Annotated in this window: 22 protein-coding genes and 2 pseudogenes; 9 read left to right on the top strand and 15 right to left on the bottom strand. The window is 64.1% G+C overall.

Features of this window, described 5'->3' with window-relative positions:
• Positions 1-69 precede the first annotated feature (69 nt).
• A pseudogene (locus tag ACREXZ_RS14535) lies at positions 70-1488 on the bottom strand (M20 family metallopeptidase); the annotation flags it as partial.
• Between the two features lie 139 nt (positions 1489-1627).
• On the opposite strand from ACREXZ_RS14535, the gene ACREXZ_RS14530 reads away from it, so the two are divergent.
• Positions 1628-2527, top strand: a complete 900-nt coding sequence (locus tag ACREXZ_RS14530; RefSeq protein WP_431764789.1) for a LysR family transcriptional regulator — start codon at positions 1628-1630, stop codon at positions 2525-2527.
• Between the two features lie 10 nt (positions 2528-2537).
• Here ACREXZ_RS14530 and ACREXZ_RS14525 read toward each other — a convergent pair whose 3' ends face one another.
• Complete coding sequence (locus ACREXZ_RS14525) at positions 2538-3692, bottom strand: acyltransferase family protein (RefSeq protein ID WP_431764788.1); 1155 nt, start codon at positions 3690-3692, stop codon at positions 2538-2540.
• A gap of 254 nt (positions 3693-3946) precedes the next feature.
• On the opposite strand from ACREXZ_RS14525, the gene ACREXZ_RS14520 reads away from it, so the two are divergent.
• A complete protein-coding gene (locus tag ACREXZ_RS14520) occupies positions 3947-5659 on the top strand; it encodes a tannase/feruloyl esterase family alpha/beta hydrolase (protein WP_431764787.1) in 1713 nt (570 codons plus the stop codon).
• A gap of 22 nt (positions 5660-5681) precedes the next feature.
• Here ACREXZ_RS14520 and ACREXZ_RS14515 read toward each other — a convergent pair whose 3' ends face one another.
• From ACREXZ_RS14515 to ACREXZ_RS14495, 5 genes are read right to left on the bottom strand one after another with little or no spacing between them, the layout of a single operon-like run.
• On the bottom strand, positions 5682-5870 hold the full coding sequence (locus ACREXZ_RS14515; protein WP_431764786.1) for a hypothetical protein: 189 nt from the start codon (positions 5868-5870) through the stop codon (positions 5682-5684).
• 48 nt (positions 5871-5918) lie between these two features.
• A complete protein-coding gene (locus ACREXZ_RS14510; protein WP_431764966.1) occupies positions 5919-7157 on the bottom strand; it encodes an NAD(P)/FAD-dependent oxidoreductase in 1239 nt (412 codons plus the stop codon).
• 27 nt (positions 7158-7184) lie between these two features.
• Complete coding sequence (locus ACREXZ_RS14505; RefSeq protein ID WP_431764785.1) at positions 7185-7541, bottom strand: RidA family protein; 357 nt, start codon at positions 7539-7541, stop codon at positions 7185-7187.
• A gap of 4 nt (positions 7542-7545) precedes the next feature.
• On the bottom strand, positions 7546-9072 hold the full coding sequence (locus ACREXZ_RS14500) for an amidase (RefSeq protein ID WP_431764784.1): 1527 nt from the start codon (positions 9070-9072) through the stop codon (positions 7546-7548).
• Between the two features lie 15 nt (positions 9073-9087).
• A complete protein-coding gene (locus ACREXZ_RS14495) occupies positions 9088-10374 on the bottom strand; it encodes an MFS transporter (protein WP_431764783.1) in 1287 nt (428 codons plus the stop codon).
• Positions 10375-10510: 136 nt separating this feature from the next.
• Between ACREXZ_RS14495 and ACREXZ_RS14490 the strand changes: the two genes are divergently transcribed.
• Positions 10511-11140, top strand: a complete 630-nt coding sequence (locus ACREXZ_RS14490; protein ID WP_431764965.1) for a helix-turn-helix domain-containing protein — start codon at positions 10511-10513, stop codon at positions 11138-11140.
• Positions 11141-11193: 53 nt separating this feature from the next.
• On the opposite strand, the gene ACREXZ_RS14485 is transcribed toward ACREXZ_RS14490, so the two are convergent.
• From ACREXZ_RS14485 to ACREXZ_RS14470, 4 genes and pseudogenes are all read right to left on the bottom strand, one after another.
• Positions 11194-12417: an MFS transporter gene (locus ACREXZ_RS14485; RefSeq protein ID WP_431764964.1), complete on the bottom strand. Its 1224-nt coding sequence runs from the start codon at positions 12415-12417 to the stop codon at positions 11194-11196.
• A 108-nt stretch (positions 12418-12525) separates the two neighbouring features.
• Positions 12526-13469: pseudogene (locus ACREXZ_RS14480) on the bottom strand (LysR substrate-binding domain-containing protein).
• Positions 13470-13581: 112 nt separating this feature from the next.
• Positions 13582-13959: a DUF427 domain-containing protein gene (locus ACREXZ_RS14475; RefSeq protein WP_431764782.1), complete on the bottom strand. Its 378-nt coding sequence runs from the start codon at positions 13957-13959 to the stop codon at positions 13582-13584.
• Between the two features lie 147 nt (positions 13960-14106).
• The gene (locus ACREXZ_RS14470) at positions 14107-14904 is read right to left on the bottom strand and encodes an IclR family transcriptional regulator (RefSeq protein WP_431764781.1); all 798 of its coding nucleotides are present in this window, start codon (positions 14902-14904) and stop codon (positions 14107-14109) included.
• Positions 14905-15122: 218 nt separating this feature from the next.
• Between ACREXZ_RS14470 and ACREXZ_RS14465 the strand changes: the two genes are divergently transcribed.
• From ACREXZ_RS14465 to ACREXZ_RS14440, 6 genes are all read left to right on the top strand, one after another.
• Positions 15123-16196: an ABC transporter ATP-binding protein gene (locus ACREXZ_RS14465; RefSeq protein ID WP_431764780.1), complete on the top strand. Its 1074-nt coding sequence runs from the start codon at positions 15123-15125 to the stop codon at positions 16194-16196.
• Positions 16197-16262: 66 nt separating this feature from the next.
• Complete coding sequence (locus ACREXZ_RS14460) at positions 16263-17615, top strand: ABC transporter substrate-binding protein (protein WP_431764779.1); 1353 nt, start codon at positions 16263-16265, stop codon at positions 17613-17615.
• A 2-nt stretch (positions 17616-17617) separates the two neighbouring features.
• Positions 17618-18598 (top strand): carbohydrate ABC transporter permease, encoded by a 981-nt coding sequence (locus ACREXZ_RS14455; protein WP_431764778.1) that lies wholly within the window; start codon positions 17618-17620, stop codon positions 18596-18598.
• Between the two features lie 4 nt (positions 18599-18602).
• Positions 18603-19490, top strand: a complete 888-nt coding sequence (locus ACREXZ_RS14450) for a carbohydrate ABC transporter permease (RefSeq protein WP_431764777.1) — start codon at positions 18603-18605, stop codon at positions 19488-19490.
• A gap of 39 nt (positions 19491-19529) precedes the next feature.
• Positions 19530-20648: a mandelate racemase/muconate lactonizing enzyme family protein gene (locus tag ACREXZ_RS14445; RefSeq protein ID WP_431764776.1), complete on the top strand. Its 1119-nt coding sequence runs from the start codon at positions 19530-19532 to the stop codon at positions 20646-20648.
• A gap of 2 nt (positions 20649-20650) precedes the next feature.
• A complete protein-coding gene (locus ACREXZ_RS14440) occupies positions 20651-21001 on the top strand; it encodes an L-rhamnose mutarotase (RefSeq protein ID WP_431764775.1) in 351 nt (116 codons plus the stop codon).
• Between the two features lie 21 nt (positions 21002-21022).
• Here ACREXZ_RS14440 and merB read toward each other — a convergent pair whose 3' ends face one another.
• The 4 genes from merB to merT are packed head-to-tail and all read right to left on the bottom strand — an operon-like array spanning position 21023 to position 23891.
• Positions 21023-21646: an organomercurial lyase MerB gene (gene merB, locus ACREXZ_RS14435; RefSeq protein ID WP_431764774.1), complete on the bottom strand. Its 624-nt coding sequence runs from the start codon at positions 21644-21646 to the stop codon at positions 21023-21025.
• A gap of 15 nt (positions 21647-21661) precedes the next feature.
• Positions 21662-23176, bottom strand: coding sequence for a mercury(II) reductase (gene merA / locus ACREXZ_RS14430; RefSeq protein ID WP_431764773.1), 1515 nt, complete (start codon positions 23174-23176; stop codon positions 21662-21664).
• A gap of 56 nt (positions 23177-23232) precedes the next feature.
• Positions 23233-23517 (bottom strand): mercury resistance system periplasmic binding protein MerP, encoded by a 285-nt coding sequence (merP, locus tag ACREXZ_RS14425; RefSeq protein ID WP_431764772.1) that lies wholly within the window; start codon positions 23515-23517, stop codon positions 23233-23235.
• Between the two features lie 23 nt (positions 23518-23540).
• Positions 23541-23891, bottom strand: a complete 351-nt coding sequence (gene merT, locus ACREXZ_RS14420; protein WP_431764771.1) for a mercuric ion transporter MerT — start codon at positions 23889-23891, stop codon at positions 23541-23543.
• Positions 23892-23931: the final 40 nt, after the last annotated feature.

Below are 23931 nucleotides of genomic sequence, written 5' to 3'. Positions count from 1 at the left end.
AACCGCACTAACCGCACTAACCGCACTAACCGCACTAACCGCACTAACCGCACTAACCGCGCGTGCCGCACGTGCTGAACGCGCCGCCACGATGCCCGCAGCCGAGTCGCCGAGGTCCCACCACAGGCCCGCCATCACGCCGAGCGCCTCGCGTGCGACCGAGCCGAGCAGATGCTCGTTCGGCGCATGCTGCGAGCACGCGGGGTACGAGTGCGGCACCCACAGCGTGGGCAGGTTCAGCGTGCCTGCAAAGGCGTCGTTCGGCACGGTTCCGCCGAGATTCGGCAGCAGCGCCGGCTCCTTGCCGGTGGTCGCGCGCATCGAAGCGAGCGCCCAGTCCACCCACGGGTCGTCGAGATCGAGCCGCGTCGCGGCACTGCCCGCCGACACCGTGACGCGCACCTCGTCGAATCCGAGCCGCGCGAAGTGCGCTTCGAGATGATTCGCAGTCTTCTCCCAATCGGTACCGACGACAAAACGCAACTGGCACGCCGCTTTCGCCGATGGCGGAATCGCATTGACCGGCGCGTCCGCATTGCCCGACTTGAACGCCAGCACCTCGAGCGCGTTCCACGCGATCACGCGTTCGGTCGGCGTCAGGCCCGGTTCGCCCCAGGCAGGATCGATCGCGGGCGATTGCTCGTCGCGGCCGAGTTCGATATCGGCCAGCGCGCGACGAACCGCGGCGGAAACGGGAGGGGGCCGCAACCCATCGACGACGATGCGCCCGTTGCGATCGACGAGACTCGCGATCGCGTGTGCCAGCACCACGGCCGGATTGCGCAGCACGCCGCCCCAGTTGCCCGAATGATGGCCACCGTCGCGCAGATCGACGGACAGTTCGAACAGCACGGCGCCGCGCGAACCGAGAAACAGCGTCGGTCGTTCGGCGGATACGCGCGGGCCGTCGCTCGCGAGAAACAGGTCGGCGGCGAGCGCCTGCTTGTCCGCTTTGCAGACCGCATGCAGACCCGGCGAGCTGACTTCCTCGCCGGTTTCGAAGAGCACTTTCACGTTGTAGCCGAGCCGGCCACCGCGCGCATCCAGCACGGCTGCCAGGGCGGCGAAGTTGATCGAGTGCTGGCCCTTGTTGTCGGCGGTGCCACGGCCGTACCAGCGGTCGCCTTCCACGACGATGTCCCACGGCTTGAGCCCGGCGCGCCAATGGTCGTCGTAGCCGCGCACGACGTCGCCGTGGCCGTAGGTGAGGACCGTCGGCAGTTCCGCGCCTTCGTGGCGTTCGGCGATCAACAGCGGGCCGCCTGTCGGGTCGGGGTTCGCGACGAGCCGCGTCGTGAAACCGAGCGGCCGAAGCGCCGGAGCGATCTCGTCGGTCAGATACGCATGCAGCGCATCCGCGCGGGAGGGATTCTGACTCTCGGTCCGGCACGCGACGCGGCGCGTTAGCTGCTCGAGCAGCGTGCCCGAGTCGAAGACGCGAAACGCCGCATCGATTGCTGCTGCGCGGGTGTTCTGGCTTGCGGTCACGGTGGTCTCTCCAGCCTGGTGGCAGGGTTGCTGTAGGGTTGCGGACCAGTCTAGAAAGGCCAATAATTCGCGACAATTTCAATCTTTGCGGATCGCGTTGCCGAAATGGCAACGCGTCAACGTATCGACGGGGCAATTCATGTTGCACGGCATCGCGTTGCGCTATTTCGTCGAAGTCGCCCGGACGGGCTCACTTGCTGCGGCGTCGGAGAATCTGCACGTCGCGGTGTCGGCGCTGAGCCGGCAGATCGTCAAGCTCGAACAGGAGGTCGGCACACCGCTCTTCGAGCGCCTGCCGCGCGGCATGGTGCTGACCGAATCCGGCGAGTTGCTCGCCCAGCATGCGCGGCGCGCGCTGATGGAGGCGGACAGCGTGCTCGCCGATATTTCGGCGGCGCATGCGCTGGGCGGCGGCGTCGTGCGGATCGGCTGCACGGAGGGATTCACGCGTTATTTTCTGCCGGCTTTGCTCGCCGCCTTCCATGCCGAACAGCCGCTGACCCGCTTCGTGCTGCGCTCGGGCATACCGGCCCAGGTCGAGCATTGGGTAGAGATCGGCGATGTCGATCTCGGTGTCTCGTTCTCCACTGCGACGTCGACGGCCGTCAGCGTCGAATTCACCGACAGCGCGCCGGTCTGCGCACTGCTGCGTCCCAATCATCCGCTCGCGGGCAAAGAGCGGCTGACGCTCGACGATCTGCTCGCCTACCCGGTTGCCGTGCTCGAACGCGGGACGACGGTGCGCCAGTTGATCGACTGGTGCTGCTCGGTGCGCGGCCGCCATCTCGAACCCTTGTTGACCGGCAACAACTCCAGCGCGATGCATCACTTCGTCGCGCTCACCGGTGCGATCACGCTGGGGAGCCGCATCGCGTTGAAGGGCATGCAGAACGAGGCTTCGCTGGTCGCGAAGGAGATCGACGAGCCGTTGTTGCAGCAGCGCCAGGTGCAGGTGACGACGATGAAGGATCGCCGCCTGCCGACCATCGTCGAGCGGTTTCTCGTGAAACTGAAAGAGGCGTTGAGCGAGGCGCCCTGAGGCGTGCGATTCAGGTCGAGATCTGACGGATTTTTGCCGGATCCGGCCAACTCTCACGTCGACTCGTGATGCGCTTGCGCAGCGCCATGACCGGCGACTCGAGAAATCGCCACGACAGTCCCGCCGCGAGCACGGAAAACGCGAAGTCGAGCAGCACGCCGAGCGTTTCGACAAGTGTCGGTGACACGTGCAGCCCGCCGTAGATCGCGAGCGCGGGGCCGAGCGGATTCGGGATGAAGTTGTGCATCAGATAGAAGCCGTAGCTGATCGTGCCGAAGTACGCGAGCAGTCGTAGCTCCAGCGCGGCCGCGACGAGACTCGACTGGTTGTGCACGATCCACAGCACGACGAGCGCGACCGAGAACGTCAGCGCGAAATCGAACCATGCGTTACGGCCGGGATCGTGTGCGCCGAGCCATTGCGCGCTCGCCGCGAAGAACACGATGCCCGCGACGCCGACCGCCAGCATCGGTGGACCCTTTAGCACACGCTCAACAACACGCCTCAGCCCCGGCATCGTCGACAGCATATAGCCCAGGCCGCCAATCGCGAGGATCGAGAAATTCCACGGCGACAGCACGTAGATCGTGATGTCGTCGACGTGCGTCGCGTACATCGCGACGTGCGCGATGCCGCCCGCGACGATCGCCGCGATGCAGACGAGCGGATGCAGTCGCGACGGCGTCAGCAGAAACACGAACGGCGCGACGAGATAGAACTGTTGCTCGACCGCGAGCGACCAGAATACGCCGAACGGTCCGACCCAATGCCCGGTGACGAGCCCGATCCAAACGTTCGACAGATACGTGAAGTGGTACGCGAAACCGAGATCGGGGCCCGCGTGACGATAGAAGTGCTGCAGCACGAGCAGCACGCAGAGCACCGCGTAGTAGACCGGAAAGATCCGCAATGCGCGTTTCGTGAAGAACACGCGCATCTGCGCACGCACGCTGCTGTCCCCACTGGACGCTTCGATCCTGCAGCGTTGCCGGTGCAGCTCGCCGATGATCAGATAGCCGCTCAGCACGAAGAACATCCACACGCCGAGATCGGAAAGGTTGAACGCGTGAATGCGCGCCTTGTGGTCGAGGAACACCAGCGTCACGGCCAGTGCGCGGAGTCCGTTGAAGCCCTTGATGTGTGCGGAGGACGAATGCATCTCCATGACGAAAATCCCGGTCGTCGCGGGGCATTCCCGCGTTAAGCGGCGCAAGCGGGCGCCGGATTGCACTCTACGGTGGCAGCAGGGACTGGACTGTGCGGTGGCGCGCAGTGGCGCAAACGTTGGGGGTGTGGAGAGATCGCGTGCCGCCGATCTATCAGCATCCGTAATGGCTGCGATCAAATCATTTCAATTGTTGGATCGACATCGCGCTCCTACGCTTACTCCGCACAAAGTACAACAAGCCGGAGACAACCATGTCGTCACTTCTGCACGCGATTCCGTTTGCGAATCGATCGTCGCGCCGTCGTTCGTTCGCTCTACCGCGCATCGTTGCTTCACCGCTTTTCCGCGCTGTAGTGTGGGTCGTGATGGCGATGCTATCCGCAGCGCTGCTGGGGTGTTCCGGCGGCGGCACTACGATCAACGCCGGGACGCCGGACTGCGCCGCGTTGTTGCAGGCATCGATAGCCAATACCACGGTGACCGCCGCAACGATCATTCCCGCCGGCACCGATCTCAAGGCGATCACGGGCACGTCCGGCACGCTCGCCGCGCCCACCTGCCGCGTCGTCGCCACGGTCAGCACCCAACCGGGCGAGCACATCGGCATCGAAGTCTGGCTGCCGCAAACCGGCTGGAATGGCCGCTTGCTAGGCGTCGGCTCGGGAGGCTTCGGCGGCTCGATTTTCTATCAAGAACTCACGCCGGCGGTGGCGCGAGGTTTCGTAGCGGCGGCCACCGACACGGGGCACGTCGGCGGCACTTCCGGCGCGATCGGTCAGCGTCTCGCGTGGGCGAGCGATCCGGTGCAATTGAGCGACTGGGGGCATACGTCGATTCATTGGATGACGCTTGCAGCCAAAGACATCATTCGCACGTACTACGGGCATGACGTCGGGCACTCGTATTACGAAGGGTGCTCGACGGGCGGTGCCGAGGCGATGGAGGAGGTCGAGTATTACCCCAACGACTACGATGGCGTGCACGCCGGGTCGCCGGGTATGGCCTATAGCCATTTGATGGAAAGTTTTCTGTGGGGGGCATTGCTGCCGGCAAAGCAGCCGGCATCGCTGTTGACGCCAGCGGCACTCGCGCTGCTGAACGACACCGTACTGGCAAGCTGCGGCGGCACGACGGCCACGCAGGACGGATTTCTGGCTAACCCGCTGACGTGCAGCGTCGATATCACGCCGCTGCAATGCAAAAGCGGCCAGGATCCCGGCACGTGCCTGAGTTCGGCGCAGATCAGTCAGGCGCAGCGCCTCTATTCAGCGGTGCTCGATTCGCGCAATGGGAAGCAGCTATACCCCGGCTTCGCCTACGGAAGCGAACGTCAATGGACGTCGATCCAGGGCGCGCTCGTGCCGAATTACGCGCAACCGCTGTTGGCCAATGCCGTCTTCGACAACCCCAACTGGGACTGGACGTCATTCGACTTCGGCGCGGACGCCGATCTGGTCGACGCAAAACTGACGCCGTCGATCAACGCGACGAGTCCCGATCTGTCTTCGTTCCAGAAGCGGGGCGGGAAATTGATCATGACGCAGGGCTGGTCGGATTCGCTCAACGCGCAGACACTGCCGATCGAGTACTTCGAAAACGTCGTGCAGCAGCAGGGCGGGCTCGCGCAGACGCAGAATTTCTACCGGCTCGTGATGGTGCCGGGAATGGATCACTGCGGCGGCGGGCCGGGTGCGAATTCGATCGGCGGTTCAGTGCCGCCGGTGCAGATCGACAGTAGCCGGGATGTCGTGAGCGCGTTGCAGTCGTGGGTGGAGCAGGGCGTCGCGCCGCAATCTTTCGTGTCGACGAAGTATGTCAACGATACTCCGGCTTCCGGCGTGGCCTTCGAACGGCCCGTGTGCGTTTATCCCGCCTACCCGCAGTACAACGGCACCGGAGATCGTCGATCCGCGAGCAGCTTCCAGTGCGTGACCGGTCCACGCGGGGCGCCGTCGGGGTTGTGAGCGCAACCCGCGGTCACACGCTCTAGTGTGTCTCTCCGCGCGACGACAACGCGGCCGTGCGTGCCTCGATCGCGGTCAGTACCGCGGCCATGTCCTCGTCGCCGTGACCGAGCGCAAGCGTCTTGCCGTAGAGCGCGTAGCAGACGTCGAACAGCGGCGACGCGATGCCGGCTTCACGAGCGGCTTCGGCGAGGCTGTAGAGCACGACCATGTTCGCGTCGAGACGGTTGTAAGACCTGGCGACAGGGATGCATCCCGATCACCGTTTAAACCGATCCACTCTGAAGGGTCCGGCGTCCACCAAAGTCTCCTCGCCGGTCATCATCTCTGCGATCAGCCGTCCAGTGACGGGGCCCAACGTCAGCCCGTGATGCGCATGACCAAACGCGAACCACAGATCCTTATGCTTTCCCGCCGGTCCGATGATCGGCATCATGTCGGACGTACACGGGCGGCGGCCCATCCACGGTTCGGCGTCCAGGCGATCGGTCAACGGGAACAGCGTGCGAGCAACCGGTTCGACGGCGGCGAGCTGGTTGGGCGTCTTCGGCGCGTCGCGCCGCGCGATTTCAGCGCCTGTCGTTAGACGGATACCTTTGGCCATCGGCGCCAGCAAGTAACCGTTTTCGACATCGAGAACCGGATGATTCAGACGCGCTCCCAGCCGCGAGCCATAGTGCATGTGATACCCGCGCTTGGCACCGAGCCGCAGGCGATAGCCCAGCCGCGCACTCGCCTCATCCGACCATGGACCCAACGCGACCACCGCCGACGCAGCCTCGATCGTGCCCGCCGACGTATCCACCTGCCAATGATCGCGCAACGTATTCGCATCGCCGATGAAAAAACGCCCGCCCAGCTGCTCGAAGTATTTTGCGTAGGCCATGACAAGCGCGTTCGGATCGTTGACGGAATCGGCTGCCGTGTAGTGCAACGCGCCGATCAGACCGCGGTCGAGATCAGGCTCGCTCTGTTGCAGACGCGCCGCGTCGAGCGATTCGAATTCGACGCCGTATTCCCGACGCCACCGCTCAGCCAGTTGCGTTTCCCGGTCACGAACGGCTTCAGTGCGGAACACCCTCATCCAGCCGGTCGGGCGCAATAACGCGCTCGCGCCGGCATCGGCGGCTAGCGCACGGTGCTCGCTCACGCAATGTTCGATCAGCGTCGAGTAGGACCTCGCGATTGCCGCATGTTTCAGCGGATGAGAGTTGCGCCAGTATTGCCACAGAAACGGCGCGGCCTCGAGCATCGCATTGGCGTGATATCGAATGTCCAGCGACTGGTTACGCGCGTATCGCATCAACCTGCCGAGTTCGCGCGGAAACGCATACGGGTACACCCCCTCGCGCTGGATCAACCCCGCGTTGCCAAACGACGTCTCGTTTCCGGGCAGCTTGCGATCGACCAGCGCGACCTGGTAGCCGCGTTTCTGCAGATGGACGGCGACGCACACCCCGACGATGCCCGCACCCAGTACAACGGTATCGAATTTCATCATGCTCATGAACTCGCAGACCGTCGATTACACCAGGAGCGCCGTCACCGCGACTTCGACATCGCAACCCGGCTTCATGAGCAGTGCCTGTACGCAGGCGCGGGTCGGCGCATGACCCGCAGGCACCCATGCGTCCCAGACAGCATTAAATTCCGCGAAGTGCTTCGGATCGCTCAACCAGATATTCGCCGACAGCAGGCGCGTACGGTCGACGCCTGCCGCTTCGAGCAGCGTGTCGATACGCGCGAGGATTTCGTTTGCCTGTTCGGTCACGGACGCGTTCGCCGTGTCGGGCACCTGGCCGGCGAGATACACGACACCGTTGGCGATAACTACCTGGCTCATGCGCGCATTCGTTTGCAGACGTTCGATCGGGTTTGACATGGTGTTAGACCATTGAAATGCTGGTGCCATTCGGGCCAGACTGGTTGAAAAGAGGCGGCGCAGTCACGATCGACTTCAGCGACGGGTCCGCCTGCGTGAGCTTCGACAGATCGGGCCGCGGGCGGCTCAATACCGGCGATTGGTCGAACACCTGTTCCATCGCATGCGCGACCGCGAGCGTCTTGCGGTCGCCATGAAACGGACCGACGATCTGCAAGCCGAATGGCATGCCCGCATGATCGACACCGCAGGGCAACGACAAGGCTGGATGCGTCGTCAGGGTGATGACGTAGGTCAGCGCGAGCCATCGATAGTAGTTGTCCTGCTCGCGTCCGTTGATTTGCGCCGCGTACAGTTGTTGCCAGGGAAACGGCGAAACCGGCGTGGTTGGCGAGAGAATCACGTCGTACTGCTCGAACGCGCGCTGAAAGCGCTTGAAGATGCGGGTTTGCTCGGCGTGCGCCCAGGCGCTGTCGACAAGGCTCATGCTTGCGCCCAGTTCGTAGTTCGCGCGCGTGTTCGGTCCGAGCTGGTTCGGGTCGCGCGCATAGGCATCATGCAGACCGGCGACGAAGCTCTCGGCACGGATGACGTCGAAGCATCGGTGCACGTCGCCAAGATCGAAGTTCACCTGCTCACACGAGCGGAACGACGGCGCGATCAGTGCAATGCGTTCGCGGAACACCTTGCGGATGTCGTCGTCGACGTCGCAACTGCCGAAGTCCTCGGTCCAGCCGACTCGCAGCGAACCGAGGTCGATCTCGTCGGGCCGCGCGAAGCTCAGCGGATCGACGCGAAAGCCAAGCGGATCGCCCGCGGAGATTCCCGCAGTGGCGGCCAGCTGCAGGCAGGCCTCGGCAACCGTGCGGCCCATCGGTCCGACCACGGAGATCGGCGCCCAGCCGAGCAGCTTGCGCGAGTTCGGCACGAGGCCCGGCGTCGGACGAAAGCCCACCACGCCGCATTTCGACGCGGGAATGCGCAGCGATCCGCCGGTGTCGGAGCCGGTGCAGACCGGCAGCATGTCGCACGCGAGCGCAACCGCCGAGCCGCCCGACGAGCCGCCCGCATTCAACGCCGTATTGAACGGATTGCCCGTTGCGCCCCACACCGGATTGCGCGTGTTCGCGCCCGCGCCGAGTTCCGGCACGTTGGTCTTCGCGGTAACGATCGCACCGGCGGCACGCAGGCGTTCCACCAGCACCGAGTCATGCGTGGGCACGTTGCCGCGCGACATCGGCGTGCCGTAGGTCGTCAGAAGACCGGCGGTATCTTCGAGGTCCTTGACGCCGAGCGGCAAGCCGTGCAGCAGCCCGAGCGCTTCGCCGTCGAGCACCTGCTTTTCGGCGCGCTTCGCGGCGGCTCTGGCGGCCGGAAAATCCGTCGCGGACAGCGCGTTCACCGCAGGGTTGATCGCTTCGATGCGCGCTATGCAGGCGTCGAGCAATTCGACAGGCGAAATCTCTTTCCCGCCGATCATCCGACGCAGTTCAACGGCGCTGCGGCCGACCAGTTCATGTTCGTGACTCATTGCATCCTCGATTCATCAGGCGAGCGTTTCGCCGGTACGGTCTTTTAGCCAGAGTACCGGCACCAGCGAGATCGTACACGCGGCGGCCACATACCAGGCCGGCGCGAGCGGGTTGCCGGTTTGCGCGACCAGCCAGCTCGCGATAAACGGTGAGAAGCCACCGAAGAACGATGCGCTCACCACGTAGGTCAGCGCGATACCGGTCGCTCGGACATGTTTCGGAAAGAGTTCCGGGATCATCACGAGTACCGGAACGACCTGCCCGGCGACGAACACGGCGAGTACGGCGGAGACGATGCACAGCGCGGTCGTCGACGGATGTGCGCTGAGAAATGCGAATGCGGGATAGACAAGCAGTAGCATGACGACACGCGAAATGACCAGCACACGCTTGCGGCTGAAGCGATCCGCGAGCATGCCTGCCAGCGGCGCCGCGACGAACAGCATGAGCGAGCTGACAATGCCGGACGTGACGGCTGCCGTGGACGAGAGATGCAGTACGCGCACCGCATGGCTCGGCAGAAAAAACGCCGTAATGTAGACGGACACCGAGCCGCCCAGTTCGGCAAAGGTGCCGAGAATGGTCAGATTCAGATGCGTGGTCAGCGCTTCTTTCAATGCGCCGCGCGGTGGCGCTTCGCCGGGCTTGCGTTCGGTGAGCGTTTCTTCGAGCCGCCTGCGGATCAGCATGCCGGCCGGCGCGGCAACGATGCCGAGCAGGAACGGAATACGCCAGCCCCATTCGAGTATCGCTTGCCTGGATAGCGTGACGTTGATCAACGTGGCGACGAGCGCGCCAAGCACGAGGCCGGCTGCCGTGGCCGCGAAGTTCCAGCTGGCGAAGAAGGCGCGTGTGTTGTCGGTCGCGTATTCGACCAGCAGGGTGGTGCCGGGGCCGAATTCGCCACCCGCCGCGAAACCCTGGATCAGGCGCGCGGCCAGTACGATCAACGGCGCAGCGAGTCCGGCAACGGCATAGGTCGGCGCGCAGGCGATCATCGCGCAGCTTAGCGCCATCAGCATGATGGTGAGAACCATCGCCTTCTTGCGCCCGACGCGGTCCGCGTACGCGCCGATCACGATGCCGCCGAGCGGCCGCACCACGAAACCCACGCCGAATACGCCGATCGACAGCAGGAACTGATTCACCGGCGAAGCGGCTGGAAAGAATAACTGTCCGATCTGGATCGCGAAGAAACTGTAGATCGTGAAGTCGTAGAATTCGAGCGCCGTACCGATCGTCGTGGCGGTGATGACGTTGGTTTTCGTCAGACCGGACTGATTGAGTGCAAGAGCAGACACGATAGGGTTCCCACAGGAAAGGTGGAATCGGCGTGAGTTATCATATACGAGAAAAAATAAATTCTCGTATATGAGAAAAATTACCCTTGAAGTGAGCGAGATGGCCAAAGCGGTGATGAAAGATCGGATCGCAGATATGCACAATACGCACGATGCGCACGAGGCACCGCCCGCGCTCGACCACACACGGGTGGGCAGCCATTTGCGGCAGGCGCGCAAGGCACGTGGACTAACGCTGGCAGAGTTGTCCGAGCGTTCGGGCATTGCCGTATCGACGATCTCGAAGGCCGAGCGCGGCGATATTGCGCTGACCTATGACAAGTTTGCAGCACTGGCGCACTCGCTTGAACTGGAGTTCGACGCGATCTTCGGACGACGTCGCAAGCGGGCAGCGGGCGCGCTTAAACCGTCCTTTACGGCCAACGGCAAACAGGATATCTACGACACCCCGAACTACGAGTACGGCATGCTCGCCAACAACCTGACCGGCAAGCGGATGGTGCCGATGCGCGCACACATTCATGCACGCGCCGTGTCGGACTTCCCGGAGTACATCCGGCATTCAGGCGAGGAGTTCGTCTTCGTGCTGGGTGGCAAACTCGGATTGCGGTTTGAAAACGGCAAGTCGTTTAAATTGATGCCCGGCGATAGTTTGTATTTCGATAGTTCGGTTGGGCATGTTTACTTGAGCCTCGGTCAGGACGATGCGGAGGTGTTGGTGTGCTGTGTGGATACGGATGGGTATCGGCCGAGTGGTGCCATCTGACCGACGGGTCGCAATGTTGCGACTTCCACGCTGTGCAGGTCACGCTCCCGTCATCAGGCGCGTGCGGTTGCGTCAAGCAACGCAGGCGTACCCGCCGACGTGTCGTCGATCGGAAAATGCAGCAGCGCCGCGAGTAGCCCGGCCGCGGCCGTCGCGCCCCACAGCAGCGAATACGAACCGGTCGTATCGAACACGAAGCCGCCCAGCCACGCGCCGAGAAACGAACCGGCCTGATGACTCAGGAAGCACACCCCGAACAGCGTGCCGAGGTGACGCGTGCCGAACACCTTCGCGACGAATCCACTCGTGAGCGGCACGGTGCCAAGCCACGTCAGTCCCATCACGGCCGCGAACACGACAACCGACGAGGACGTTTTCGGCAGCAGGAAGAACGCGCCGATCGTCACGCCGCGAATCAGATACAGCCAGCCGAGCACATGCTGCTGACGGAAGCGTCCACCGAGCCAGCCGCACGCCCAGCTACCCGCCATGTTGAACAGACCGATCAGCATCAGCGCGGTTGCGCCGAGACCGGACGGCATGTGGCACAAGTACAGATAGCCGGGCAGGTAGGTCGCGATGAACGCGAGCTGGAAGCCGCACGCGAAGAAGCCGATCGTGATGAGCCGATAGCCGCGATGCTGAAACGCGAGCGCGAGCGTGCGGCGCAAAGGGACGGCCGGCGCTTCGGCCGCGGTCGCATGATTCGCCCCGCGACGCTCGAGTGCGACGCCGAACGGCGCGGCCGCGAGCATCAGCACTGCCAGCGCCAGCAGCGACGCCGAGATCCCCCACGTGAGCCGGATACTCTGCGACAGCGGGATCATCAGCACCTGACCGAGCGAGCCACCCGCGCTCGCGATGCCCATCGCCATGCTGCGTTTTTCCGCCGAAGCGGCGCGCCCGACCGCTGTCAGCACGACCCCGAAGCTCGTACAGCTGATGCCGACGCCGACCAGCAACCCGAGCCCCACGACCAGCATCGCGCCCGACGGTGCAAGCGCCGCGAGCGCGAGGCCGCCCGCGACCGCGACGGCACCAAACGCGACCACGCGTGCGCAGCCGTAGCGGTCCGCGGCCGCGCCGGCGAACGGCTGCGCGAAGCCCCATACGAGGTTGTGTATCGCGATCGCGAACGCGATCAGCGTAACGGGAATGCCGCGGTCATACGAGAACGGCCCGACGAAGAGTCCGAAGGTTTGCCGGATGCCCATCGCGGCGCTCAGGATAAGGGCCGCGGCCGCGACGCAGAGTGCGGTCCGGTAGTGTGCGGACATCGTGTGTCCGCCTGTCGTTGTCGCCATCGTTCGATCCTCCGCGATCGATACTGGCAGCGACCCGATGGCACGACAAAGGAAAAGTTTTCGCGGACAGATGAGCGTGGCTCACCTGTCGTCTGGTTCCGTCTGGTCCTGAGCGGTGTGTGTCGCAGGATCGTCCTCGAAATGCTCGGCTTCTTCCAGCAGCCATTGACGGAAGCCGAGCAGGTCCGGGCGCTGCGTCGTATGGTCCGCACTGACGAGCCAGTAGACGGTCGCGGCGGTGATCGTGTGCGGGCTCGCTTCAATAAGCGCGTTGGTCGCGAGATCGCGATCGACGAGCGGTCGCCTGCCAAGCGCGACGCCGAGGCCCATTACCGCGGCTTCGAGCGCGAGCTGGATCGTGTCGAAGCGCAGTCCGCCCTCGACGTTGATCCCCGCTGTACTGGTTCGTCGAGCCATGCCTGCCAGTCTTCGCTCGCGGTGTTCACGTGAATCAGCGTCGCGCGTCGCAGGTCGACGGCACCGGTGTCGTCGGCGAGTGCGTCGCGGTACGCGGGACTGCACACCGGCACGAGCCGTTCGCCGAACAGCCGCGTCCATGCATTGCCGGCGACCGGCACGCGGCTCAAGCGGATTGCGAAGTCAAAACCGTCGACGGGGAAACCGACCTGACGGCGCGACGTGTCGATCGTTACGTCGACGTCGGGCCAGCGGCTGCGAAAACGCGGCAGGCGCGGCAGCAGCCAGCGCGATGCGAGCGTCGGTGCGCAACTGAGCGCAATTGCGCTGCGCGTGTGGTGAGTCGGCAGACGTTGCGTGCCCGTCGCGATCAGCGAAAACGCTTCCGACACGTACAGCAGATAGTCGGCCCCGGCCGGCGTCAGCGACAGTCCGCGCGTCTCACGCACGAACAGTTCGACGCCGAGCGCCTGTTCGAGTCCGACGATGCCATGGCTGACCGCACTCGGTGTGACGTTCAGCTCGGCCGCGGCGAGCTTGAAACTCCCGTGCCTTCCCGCAGCTTCGAAAAAACGCAGCGACGAAAGAGGCGGCAGGCGAAGCGGCATGGCGGGTCCCCGGCGACGAACAAGATAATGGGCGAATGAGGCACGAGCATAACCGATGCACGGACCTGCAAAACCCGTCGCAGAGACTATCTGAACGACAACGCTACCCGCGTCAGGTCCGTTCTTCGCTCATGTCCACGCGGTTCGAATAGAACGCGACGTGACCCGCGATCCCGGCCACGGCTTCGTACGGCGTTTCATACGTCCACACCGCGTTGACGCCGCGCTCGCCAGCCGCCGCGATGCTGTAGTACGAGCAGTCGCCCTTGTATGGACAATACGTCGAATGATCGGTGTGCACGAGCTGCGCCATGTCGACGTCCTCGCGCGGGATGTACTGCACCGCGGGGTAAGTCGATTCGCGCAGTGTCAGCGCGTGCGTCGTATCGGCGACGACGCGTCCGTCGACCGACACGACGATGCGCGCGGGATTTCGCTCGATCGTGATCGGATGATCGGGGCCGGGCTGCTTGACTGGTTTGCCGTTCATGTCTGGGTTCCTTTACCTGCGGGCCGCTCGAAGAGCGATTGACTGGGAGATCCGGCGCGGTCGGTGAGTCGGTGAGGCCGGATCGCGACAGAGGCCTGGCCAGTTTGACATGTCCGCGCGGATCTTGCCGGCGGTGCGTCCAGGTGATCAGTCCGCGTCGCTGCCGCTGTTATTTTCCCAGTACACATTAAGCCCCATCAGCGACGTGAGCGTGCCAGCCGCTTCCTTCATCCGCACGCCGACTTCCGCGATCGACGGCACCGGCGCATTGTCGATGCGCTCGATGTACGGCGTGGTCAGCGTCGCAATCGCGTGGCCGTCGCGACCGAACACCGGGTACGCGAGATTGCGCACACCCTTCACCTGACGGCTCTGCATCCGCGCGAAACCGCGCTGGCGGATCTGCGCGAGATCATGCGCGAGCGAGGTTTCGTCGATGGCTTCCTCGCCGTCGACGGGTACGTGCAGCGCGAGCATCCGCAGGCGCTCCGCGTCCTCCTGGAACGCCATCAGCACCTGACCCGACGCGGTATCGGTCATGCCGATCAGCGTGCCGACCTTCAGCGAAAACCCCCAACGCTCCGGGCTCTCGACGCCCGCGACGATCAGCACACGACCCGCCTGATAGACGCATAGATGGAACGACTGCTTCACGTCGTTCGCGAGCTGCGTCATCAACGGCAGCGCGGTCGATACGAGCGAGCGCACCGGCTGATGCCGATGTGCGAGCTGGAACAGCAGCAGCGACAGTGCATAGCGCTCGCCGAGCGCGACCAGATAGCCGCGCGTCTGCAGCGTGACGACCATCCGGAAGATTTCGGCGGTCGTGCGGCCGAGCGCACGCGCGAGCTCGACGAGCGACAGACCTTCCGGATGGCCGGCCAGCAGTTCGATGATGTCGAGCCCTTTTTCGAGCGCGGGTGCCGAATAGCGCGTGGTGTCCAACGTGACTCCCTTGACGGTGGCTGCAAATATCGCAGCGATGCCGGGATTGTAGAGCCCGGCGCGGCTCCGGCGAGCCGTTCGGACCAGTGGGGAAAACACCGATCTTATTTCAGATATGAAAAATGTTTTTATGTATAAAATAATTGGCATCGATCGATGCGTGGTGAAAGTCACGCGAAGACGTCATGTCAGGTCACGCAAAACGCAGGAGACACCGGATGGCCGAGGTTGCATTCGAGCAGGTGCAGAAGTCGTTCGGCGCCGTGCAGGTGCTGAAGCAGATCGACCTGACCGTGCGCGACGGCGAATTCCTCGTGCTGGTCGGGCCGAGCGGCTGCGGCAAGTCGACGCTGCTGCGCGCGCTCGCCGGGCTCGAAGGCGTGACGCGTGGGCGCATCCTGATCGATGGCCGCGTGGTGAACAGCCTGCCGCCCAAAGACCGCGACATCGCGATGGTGTTTCAGAACTACGCGCTGTATCCGCACATGAGCGTGCTGGAAAACCTCACGTTCGCGCTAAAGCTGCGCGAATTGAAGCCCGCCGAGATCGACGCACGCGCCCGCGAGGCTGCATCGATCCTTGGCCTGAACGGGTTGCTCGATCGCTATCCGCGGCATCTGTCGGGCGGGCAGCGACAGCGCGTCGCGATGGGTCGCGCGATCGTCCGTGACCCGAAGGTGTTTCTGTTCGACGAGCCGCTGTCGAATCTCGACGCGAAGCTGCGCGTGCAGATGCGCGCGGAAATCCGCGCACTGCATCAGCGGCTGAAAGCGACTACCGTCTACGTCACGCACGACCAGATCGAAGCGATGACGATGGCCGACCGCATCGTCGTGCTGAATGGCGGCACGATCGAGCAGATCGGCGCGCCGCTCGATCTGTACGACGATCCGGACAACCTGTTCGTCGCGAGTTTCATCGGCTCGCCGTCGATGAATCTGTTCACTGGGCACTACGCGCAGACCGCCGATGCCGCACGAGTGCGCATCGGCGACACGATGCTGCCCGCGCCGCGTGTGCATGCAGCCGACGGGCAACCGGTCACGATCGGCATGCGCCCCGAACATCTCGTACTGTGCGCGGCGTCCGAGACCGACGGCTTCGCGTTCACGGTGAACGTCGTCGAGCCGACGGGTGCTGCGACCGAACTGTTCGGCACGGTCGCGGGCGCGTCGTGCTGCGTGACCGTGAACGGCCGTTCCGATCTGCGGCCCGGTGCGCAGGTGCGGCTGCGCGCGAAGCCCGAACACATCTATCTGTTCGATCCGGACAGCGGGCGCCGGCTGCGCTAACGCTCGCATCACAGCGCACGCCGCATCGACGGCGGGCGTTCAACGAACGACATCAGGAGACGCGCGATGCAGGACGGCAACGGGAAGCAGACAAAGAGGAAGGGCACGCTCGTGTGCGCCGCGGTATCGGTACTGGCGCTGGCCGGCATCGTCGCAGCGGGCACCGCGCGCGCGGACAACGAATACAAGGGCTACACGCTGCGCGTGAAGCTGATCGGCGGCGTGCAGTATGAAGCGCTCTATACGCGCATTCCGCTGTGGGAAAAACAGACCGGTGCGAAGGTCGAGATCGTGTCGCGCAAGAGTCACTTCGAACTCGACCGCGAACTGAAGCAGGACATCGCGTCGAATCACATCGACTACTGCGTGTCGTCGAACCATACGAATTTCGCCGCGCAGTACCCGATTTTCCGCGATCTGAAGAGCCTTTTCCCCGCCGACTATCTCGCGCAGTTCGCGCCAAACCTGTTGAAGCAGTCGGAAGTGAAGGGGCATCTCGTGCAGATTCCGCGCTCGACCGACGTCGAGGCGCTGTACTACAACAAGACCGCATTCGACGATCCCGCGAACCAGGCCGCGTATCGCAAGCAGTTCGGCAAGCCGCTTGCGCCGCCCGCGACGTACGCTGAATTCACGCAGCAGGCGAAGTTCTTCACGAAAGCGCCGAACTTTTACGGTACGCAGTTCCCGGGCAAGGACGAGGCGATCACGGGCACGTTCTATTCGCTGCTCGTCGCAAACGGCGGCCAGTTGCTCGATGCGAAGATGCGGCCCACGTTCAATTCGCCGATCGGCGTGAAAACGCTCGACTGGTTCGTCGATCTGTACAAGACCGGCGCCGTGCCGAAGGGTGTGCCGAGTTACGTGTGGGACGATCTCGGCAATAACTTCGCATCCGGCAAGGTCGCGCTCGACATGGACTGGCCCGGCTTCGCGTCGTTCTATAACGATCCGAAGACGTCGAAGCTGGCCGGCAACGTCGGCGTGGTGCGCGCGCCGCTCGGTGCGGGCAACCGCCGGCCGGGATGGTCGGGTTCGCACAGCTTCTCGATCACGAAGACCTGCGATCGCCCCGAAGTCGCCGCGAGCTTCATCGAGTTCCTGACGAGCCACGATTCGCAGATGGTCGAAGCGCGCCTCGGCACGATTCCGTCGCGGCTCGATGCGCAGCGCGATGCAGTGAAGGAATTCGACGCGAAGCATGAGACGTTCATGGCGAACGCGATCGGCGTGTTCAGCACGGCCGCGAAGGAAGATTCGTTCACGCCGCCGCGCATTGCGCAATGGAACGAGATCTCGAATGCGCTGTGGCCGGAACTGCAGAAGGCGATCATCGGCGACAAGACCTCGACGCAGGCACTGAACGACGCCGCGAAGAAGGTCTCCGACATCATGCAGGACGCAGCCGACAACGAGTGATGATGAACGTCGAACCCCGTCGCGGCGAACCGGTGCCGGCTTCTTCTCACGACGTGTCGCGCAACGCAGGCGCGACGCGCGTATTCGGCGCATTGGCCGCACGCGTGTCGCTGCCCGCGCGGCTGCTGTTGCCCGCGTTTCTGTCGGTGGCGATCGTGGTCGTGCTACCGCTGCTGTTTTCGCTATACACGAGCTTCACGTCGTACCGGCTCACCGATCCCGAGACGCTGTCGCACGTGATCGGCTGGCGCAACTATCTGCGCGCGTTCTCGAACGGGGACTTCTGGGCGGCGTTCGGACGCACCGTGCTGTTCCTGACGATCGCGCTGGACCTCGAGTTGCTGTTTGGGCTCGGCATCGCGCTGTTGCTGAACCGCGTGACCACCGGGCAGCGCGCACTACGTACCGTGATGATGTTCCCGATGATGTTCTCGCCGGTGCTGGTCGGTTTCCAGTTCAAGTTCATGCTGAACGACAGCACCGGTGTGATCAACAGCCTGCTGCAGACGCTGTTCGGCGTGAAGACCGCGATTCCGTTTCTCGTCGATGCGAAGACAGCGCTTGCGTCGCTGATTGCGGCCGAGGTGTGGAATTCGACGCCGGTGTTTGCGGTGATCCTGCTGGCCGGTCTGATGGCGCTGCCGAAAGACCCGATCGAAGCGTCGAAAGTCGACGGCTGCACGCCGTGGCAGACGTTCCGCTATGTGACGCTGCCGTACCTGATGCCGTTCATCTACATCGCGATGACGATCCGCTCGCTCGACGTCGGCCGTGCGTACGACATCGTGCGGATCATGACGAACGGCGGTCCAGGCGGGCGCACCGAGCTGCTGTGGACGATGGTCGGACGCATCGCGTACGACGATTCGCGCATGGGCTACGCGAACGCGATCGCGTACGTGTCGGTGCTCGTGTCGATCCTCTTCACGTTGTACTTCTTCCGCAAACTGAACGCCGCGCGCCGGCACATGGGACCGGCCTGACATCATGAGCGAACTTTCCTTCGCAGCGGACGATGCACCGGGCCGCACCCCTGCACAGTGGCTAAAAACCTTCGGCCTGTGGTTCGGCGTCTTCGTCGTGATGGCGGTGATCTGCCTGCCGGGGCTGTGGGTCGTGCTGAACGCGTTCCGTTCGAATGTCGCGATCCTGTCGAACCAGTCGCCGTTCGCGGCGAGTAGCTATACGCTCGACAACTTCCGCAGCATGTTCGGTTTCGGCCAGATGGCATCGCTGCCGATCCGCCAGTACTTCGTCAACTCGGTGATCATCTCGTGCGTGAGCACCGCCGCTGCGCTCGTCGTCGGCGTGCTCGGCGGCTATGCGTTCGCGCGTTTCGAGTTCCGTCGCAAGAACGTGTTCTTCGTGCTGCTGATGCTGACGCGCGCGATTCCCGGCATCGCGCTGTCGCTGCCGATCTTCATGCTGTGGGCCTGGACCGGCCTGCTCGACACGCGGCTCGGCGTGATCATCGTGTACCTCGCGATGAACGTGCCGTTCACCGTGTGGCTGATCGACGGCTTCTTTCGCGAAGTGCCGATCGAACTGTCGCAGGCCGCGCAGATCGACGGCTGCAACCGCTGGCAGGCGTTCTGGCGCATCGAGTTGCCGCTCGCGCGCTCGGGCATCGCATCGGCCGGCATTTTCGCGTTCCTCACCAGCTGGAACGAGTTCGCGCTCGCGACGCAGCTATGCCGCAGCCCCGATACGAAGACCTTGCCCGTCGGTCTGATGGATTTCACCGCGCAGTTCTCGGTCGACTGGGCCGGCATGTGCGCGATGGCCGTCGTGATCATCGTGCCGGCCATCATCCTCACATTCATCGTGCAGAAGCATCTGATCGCCGGCCTGACGCTCGGCGGTGTGAAGGGCTGAACGTAGAACAACGCGAGCACAACGCAACAGGGAGCATTCATGACGACAATCGATGCGGTCGAGATCCGCCAGGTCGATCTCCAGCCGAAGGTCAAGCGCACCGACGCGATCCAGTCGTTCGTCGTGCAGGAAACCGTGCTGCTGACGCTTCGCTGCAGCGACGGCAGCAGCGGTACCGGCTATACGTACACGATCGGCACGGGCGGCTCGTCCATCGTCGCGCTGCTGCGCGACCATCTCGCGCCTCGACTGATCGGCCGCCATCCGGCGGAATACGAGGCAATCTGGCGCGACCTGTTCTTTCACACGCACGCGACCGCGGTCGGTGCGATCACGAGCCTCGCGCTCGCCGCGATCGATACCGCGCTGTGGGACCGCAATACGCGCGTTGCGGGGCTGCCGCTGTGGATCGCGGCGGGCGGCGCGAAAGAGCGCATCCGCACCTATACGACCGAGGGCGGCTGGCTGCATCTGTCGGAACGCGAACTCGTCGACCAGACGCTGCAGGCGCAGGCCGACGGGTTTCGCGGCGCGAAGCTGAAAGTGGGGCGCCCGCATCTGTCCGAGGACGTACGCAGGCTCGATGCGGTGCGTGCGGCGGTCGGCGATGGCTTCGAGTTGATGACCGATGCGAATCAGGGCTTCACGTTCGCCGAGGCGCTGCGGCGCGCACGCGCGTTCGAACCGTTTCGCCTTGCGTGGCTCGAGGAGCCGATGCCGGCGGAAAGCGTCGACGCGCACCGGCGGCTGTGCCTGTCGACATCGGTGCCGGTCGCGGTCGGCGAATCGCTGTATCACCCGGGCCAGTTCGGCGAATACCTGAAGGCCGACGCGTGCGCGATCGTGCAGGCCGACGTCGCGCGGGTCGGCGGCATCACGCCGTGGCTGAAGATCGCGCACGTCGCGGAAGCGCTGAACGTCGAGATCTGTCCGCACTTCCTGATGGAACTTCACGTGAGCCTGTGTGCGGCCGTACCGAACGCGACGTGGGTCGAGTACATTCCGCAACTCGATTCGCTGACCGGGCGACGCGTGCGGATCGAAGACGGTTTCGCGGTCGCGCCGCGTGAGCCGGGGCTCGGGATCGACTGGGACTGGGACGCGATTAACGCCGCGCAACACGTGCATCTGTCGATCTATGTAAAGGCTGCGGCATAGCGATGACACGCCACTGCTTAACGCTGGATCTGCGTAACGATCCCGCCGCGATCGCCGCATACGACCGCTACCATCGCGACGTGTGGCCTGAGGTGCTCGCGCATCTGCGGCAATCCGGCATCGACGACATGACGATCTGGCGTCGTGGCAATCGCCTGACGATGTTGATCGACACCGCGCCTTCGTTCGATCTCGCGCGGCTTGCGGTCGGACCCGACAGCCCGCCGCGCGTGCAGGAATGGGAACGGCTGATGGCGACGCTGCAGCAGCGACTTGCGGATGCAACCGGCGACGGTCTCTGGCAGCCGATGGACGAGGTGTTCAATCTGCGCGAGCAACTCGCGCGCGGCTGACGACCGTCGCGGCACGCTTGATCAAATGGCTCGCAACAACTGACGGGCACGCTCGCGGCCCACGTCGAAGGCATCCTGGACGGTCACGATCTCGAGTCCGGCGTGCTCCGCGGCCCAATCGTGGGCCACGACGCCGGAAGCGAAAAAGTGCACGTGACAACAGAATGCATGGCGGATGTCGGCGGTGTCCTGCGGCAGGATCAGCGATATGGCTGCGCCGGCCGGTTCGACATCCCGTATCGCGCCAGGTGCGACTGTGAGCGAAACCGGCATGCCGGTCGCGGCACAGCGCGAGACCACATGGGCAGTCCGATCTATCAGAGCCGGGAAAAACAACGTGTCGAACGCGCACCACGTGTACAGGCGTCGACCCTCGACTTCGAAAACATGCGCCGTCTCGCGTAGCGTCAGTCCGTAGCCGACGACATTGCCGTCGTCATCCCACTCGGTGCTCACCGCCTGTTCGAGCGCAGCCACGACGCGCCTGGCTGGCCAGCCAAGGCTCCGGGCGAGCGTTGCGGGAGCAGCCGGCGTACCTTTCGCGAGTTCGCGCAGCAGCACGACAAAGAGATTCGCAAAGCCCTCGGACCGGTTGGCCGTCGTCAGGCGCGTCACGAGCTCATCTGTATAGCGAACAAGATTCATCGTGGACCTCTCCGCTTATCCGGCGCAGCACGACAACTGCGTCACATCCTTGAAGAAAGTCTGCGCCGCGAGCTTCAATCCTTCGACCATCGTCAGGTAGGGGAACAGCTGATCGGCGAGTTCCTGCACCGTCATGCGTGCGCGAATCGCCAGCGCGGCGGTCTGGATAAGCTCGCCTGCTTCCGGTGCCACCGCCTGCACACCGACGAGCCGGCCGCTGCCCACCTCGGCGATCAGCTGGATGAACCCACGCGTATCGAAATTGACCCGCGCGCGGGGCACATTGTCCAGCGTCAGCATGCGACTGTCGGTTTCGATTCCGGCCTGGCGGGCCTGCGCCTCGGTGTAGCCGACAGTGGCCACCTGCGGATCGGTGAAGACCACTGCGGGCATGATGTCGAGATTCAGGCTCGCGTTGCCACCGGTCATGTTGATCGCGGCGCGGGTGCCCGCCGCCGCCGCGACGTAGACGAACTGCGGTTGATCGGTACAGTCGCCTGCTGCGTAGATGTCAGGTGCGCTGGTCCGCATGCCGGCGTCGATCGCAATCGCGCCGCGCTCGTCGAGTTTTACGCCTGCCTGCTCCAGATTCAAACCGCGGGTGTTGGGCGAGCGACCCGTCGCGACCAGCAACTGATCGGCCCGCAACGTGCCGCGGTTCGTGGCGAGCATGAATTCACCCCCAGCATGCGACACCTGGCTGGCCTGGGTCTGCTCCAGCACGTCGATGTCTTCGTCGTGAAACGCTGCCGTTATCGCTGTGCCGATCGCCGGATCGTCGCGAAAGAACAGGGCGTTGCGCGCCAGAATCGTGACCCGGCTTCCCAGGCGGGCGAAGGCTTGCGCCAGCTCGACCGCGACCACTGATGAGCCGATCACGGCCAGTCGAGTAGGGATCGTGTCGCTGGCCAGCGCCTCCGTCGACGTCCAGTACGGCGTGTCTTTCAGGCCGGCAATCGGTGGCACTGCTGCGCTCGCGCCCGTGGCAATCAGGCACCGGTCGAACGACACGTCGTGTTCGCCGCCGCCAGTCAGTGCGACTGCGAGCGTATGGCCATCCTTGAAGCGCGCTGTGCCATGTAGCACGGCAATGTTCGGGTTCGATGCCAGGATGCTTTCGTACTTGGCGTGGCGCAGTTCATCCACGCGGCCCTGCTGCTGCGCGAGCAGACGTGAACGGTCGATCACAGGCGCGGTCGCGGTGATGCCCGCGTCAAAAGGGCTCGTCTGCCGCATATGCGCGACGTGTGCCGCACGAATCATGATCTTGGACGGCACGCAGCCGACGTTGACGCAGGTCCCGCCGATCGTGCCGCGCTCGATCAGCGTGACCTGTGCGCCGGTTTCGGCAACCTTCAAGGCAGCCGCCATCGCAGCGCCGCCACTGCCGATCACGGCAATCCGCAGCGCGCCGTCGACGCCGCTACGCTGCGCACCCGTCCTCGCCGGGCCGGGCACGTTCTCCAACGCCTGCCTGACATGCCCCGCGCACGACACGCACGTCATCCCGTCGATCTTCAGGGTCATCATGGGCATGCTCCGTTCTTTCATGAATATTTCCAGTCATGACCGGCCCTCTCGACCGTTCACCGGCCGATCGACGATGGATAGCCCGCGTCCGCCGTGGCCCTGGTCAGCGCCGGCACGTTGGTCCGGGTGTCGTCGAAGGTCACGATGGCTTCCCGCTGCTCGAAACGGACATCCGTTTTCTCGACGCCGGGAACGCTGGAAAGCGCATGCCTGACTGTGATCGGACAGGCAGCGCACGTCATGCCGGGAACAGACAGCGTGACCGTCCGGGACGCGGCCCAGACGGACGAGACGGGGGACGTGACGGCGACGAGCGCAAGCGTGACGAACAGCTTTTTCATGAGGACTTTCCGATCAATAGGGATCAGTAGAACAAGGGCAGGACATAAGGAAAACCAACCGCAATCAACACCAGCAAAGCCACGATCCAGAAGATCAGCTTATAGGCCGTACGCACCTGCGCAATCGCGCACACTTCACCTGGCTGGCACATCTGCGCTGGCCGGAAAATGCGTCGCCCGGCAAAGAAGAGCGCCACCAGTGCCGCGCCAATGAAGATCGGGCGATACGGCTCCAGCACGGTCAGGTTGCCGATCCAGGCTCCGCTGACACCCAGTGCGACGAGCAACAGCGGCCCGAGGCAGCAGGTCGATGCGAGGATCGCGGCCAGTCCGCCGGCGAAGAGCGCGCCACGCCCGGTTTGCGGTTCAGCCATACGAATGTCCGTTCAAAAGCTGGGTGAGTAGCGTAACGTT

Source organism: Paraburkholderia sp., assembly GCF_050742655.1.
Taxonomy (GTDB): Bacteria; Pseudomonadota; Gammaproteobacteria; order Burkholderiales; family Burkholderiaceae; genus Paraburkholderia.
Note: the sequence above shows the minus strand (reverse complement) of the source record. Positions and strands in the feature narration are given on the sequence as shown.